This window comes from Nostoc cf. edaphicum LEGE 07299, assembly GCF_015207245.1.
GTDB classification, from domain to species: Bacteria; Cyanobacteriota; Cyanobacteriia; order Cyanobacteriales; family Nostocaceae; genus Nostoc; species Nostoc edaphicum_B.
This window is the reverse complement of record NZ_JADEXF010000972.1, coordinates 1-2,668: the sequence shown is the minus strand read 5'-3', so window position 1 is coordinate 2,668 and position 2,668 is coordinate 1. Positions and strand designations below refer to the sequence as shown.

The 2,668-nt window shown below is 43.2% G+C and carries 2 protein-coding genes; both read right to left on the bottom strand.

The features are described 5' to 3' along the window. Positions 1-8 precede the first annotated feature (8 nt). Positions 9-986, bottom strand: coding sequence for a TIGR03885 family FMN-dependent LLM class oxidoreductase (locus IQ229_RS23305; RefSeq protein ID WP_409339958.1), 978 nt, complete (start codon positions 984-986; stop codon positions 9-11). Positions 987-1,092: 106 nt separating this feature from the next. Further along, positions 1,093-2,667 (bottom strand): alpha-amylase family protein, encoded by a 1,575-nt coding sequence (locus IQ229_RS23300; protein WP_228013678.1) that lies wholly within the window; start codon positions 2,665-2,667, stop codon positions 1,093-1,095. Position 2,668: the final 1 nt, after the last annotated feature.

Sequence of the window (2,668 nt, the reverse complement as noted above, 5' to 3'; positions counted from 1 at the left end):
GCCTTTTACTATACCAAAGCCGGGATAACTTTCTCACCAAACACTTCGATAAATTGCTGCTGTTCCCGGTTAACGTTGTGCAAAATTAGTTCATCAAACCCCAATTCAATATCTTTTTTTAACCATTCGATGTGTTGTTGAGGATCTGCGGAAATACGAACGTGTTCATATAACTCTTTCGGTTGCACAAACTCCCCAGCCGCATCAAACTGTCGGGGCGATCGCAGTTCTGTCATCACGATATTCTTAAAGATATTATTGCGCCATTGCTGATGAGCTTTTTGGAGTGCTGTTTGCTCGTCACGCTCATAGGAAAGCTGCACTTTCAATATCATTGGCTTGCCTTCCCCTCCGCCTCTACGGAAAGCATCTACAACCTTTTTTAACTTCTCTGGAGGGCGCGAAATTGTAATCAATCCGTCTGCCCAACTGCCCAACCATTCTGCGGTTTCAACGGTAATAGCAGCGCCAATAATTAAAGGTAGTATTTGGGGACGTGTATAAAGCTTTGCTTCTTGAACACAGATTAGACCGTGATGGGTAACAGTTTCCCCTGCCCAAAGTGCGCGGATAACATCGACACATTCTTTAAGACGAGTATTGCGATCGCTTTTACAAGGCCAGTGTTCTCCAGTAATATATTCGTTAAGTGCTTGACCGCTACCGACAGTCAGCCAAAAGCGTTGGGGAAACATTTCTGCCAAAGTTGCCGCAGCTTGGGCAATTATCGCCGGATGATACCGTTGTCCGGGAGCGCAGACAACCCGATAGGAAAGTGTTGGAGTTGCTTGCATTGCTGCACCCAACCAAGACCAAGCGAAACCACTTTGCCCTTGGTTTTCACTCCAAGGGTGAAAATGGTCAGAAGAGAGAGCATGAGTAAAACCTGCCTGTTCTGCCATTTGCGCGTATTTTAGCAGTTCGCTTGGTTTAAATTGCTCATGAGAAGCGTGATATCCAATGTTTGCCATAAGGATAATATCAATTCGTAATTCGTAATTCGTAATTCGTAATTAAGAAAATCAGATTCAGTCTGGTTTTTCGAGGTTGGGTCTGTTGCTTGATTTTGGAGAATTGGTATAAGCTGTTGAATTACTTAACGCGAAACCAGCGATAGCCGTATGCTTCTATTGGGATGGAAGGCAAATTAATGTCCAGAGGTTCGTATTGGGAATCGCCAAATATATCAATTAGATGGTTATACTCATCAGATTTTAGCGTGACTGTACATGAGCGATCGCCTAGATTATGTAAAGCGATCGCACTTTCACCTTCCGACTTGCAGCAGTGAGCAAACACACATGGTTGATCGGTTTCTAGAATTTGCCACTTACCGCAACCAAACTCTGGACACTGCTTGCGAATACGGATTATATGTTCCATCCAATTGATTAAGGAGTTGGGGTCGCGCTGTTGGTCTGTTACATTCACTCGTTTATAACCATACTCTCCTTCTTTAATCACGGGTCGGGTAAGAACATCTAACGAAGCAGTAGAAAAGCCGCCATTCGGTGCATCTGACCATTGCATTACTGTACGGACACTATTTCTACCCTCAAGCGAAAGGTCTTCACCCATACCAATTTCTTCACCATAGCGTAGCAGAGGTGTCCCAGGTAAGCTGAATAACAGACTGTATGTGAGTTCAATCCGGCGGCGTTCACCTGCTAACATTGGTGGTAAGCGACGACGAACGCCTTTGCCGAAAATTTGCATATTCTTTTCGGGTGCGAAAGCCTGAAAAATTTCTTCCCTTTGAGAGTCGCTAATTAAGTCAAGGTTGAGTTCGTCATGGTGGCGGACAAAATTCAACCATTGACCGATGTTAGGAATGTTAGGTAATGATTTTAGTCCCTCAAGCAAAGTTTGTGAATCTTTACGTGCCAGAGCTAAAAACATATATTGGTTGAGCAAGAAGTTAAACAGCATCTGACATCGATCGCCATTACCAAAGTAAACAGGTATTTTGTCAGAACTTACATTTGCTTCTGCAAATAGAATTGCATCACCCCGACGCGAGGTAATAAACTCTCGCATATCTTTGAGGAAAGTTTCTAAGTCTGGGCAATCTGGGATGCCAAGTGGATTAATTAAAAATGGCGCAGCATCGATGCGAAACCCAGACACACCAAGTTGCAGCCAAAAACCCATGATTTTGTAGATTTCTTCCCGTACCGCAGGATTAGCAATATTTAAATCAGGCTGCTCTTTGTAAAAGTGATGTAGATAGTAAGCATCAGCTTGTTCGTCGTATTCCCAAAGGCTGTCCTCTACTCCAGAAAACATTATTTGTTCTGGCTTAGTTTTAGGTGGATTTTCTGTCCACACGTAGTAATCGTGATACTTAGAGTTTTTATCTGAACGCGCTTGCTGAAACCAAGGATGCTGATTTGATGTATGATTTACTACTAAATCAACCAGAACTCGAATACCGCGATCGCTTGCTTGATGTATGAACTGTACAAAATCTCCTAGTGTCCCCAATCGTGGATCAACGTTGTAATAGTCCATGACATCGTAGCCATTATCCCGATTGGGCGAAGGATAAAACGGTAATAGCCATAAACAGGTAATTCCCAATCCAGAAAGATGATCTAAACACTTTGTTAGTCCTTGAAAATCACCAACACCATCACCGTCTGAGTCCATGAATGTCTCAACATCCAAG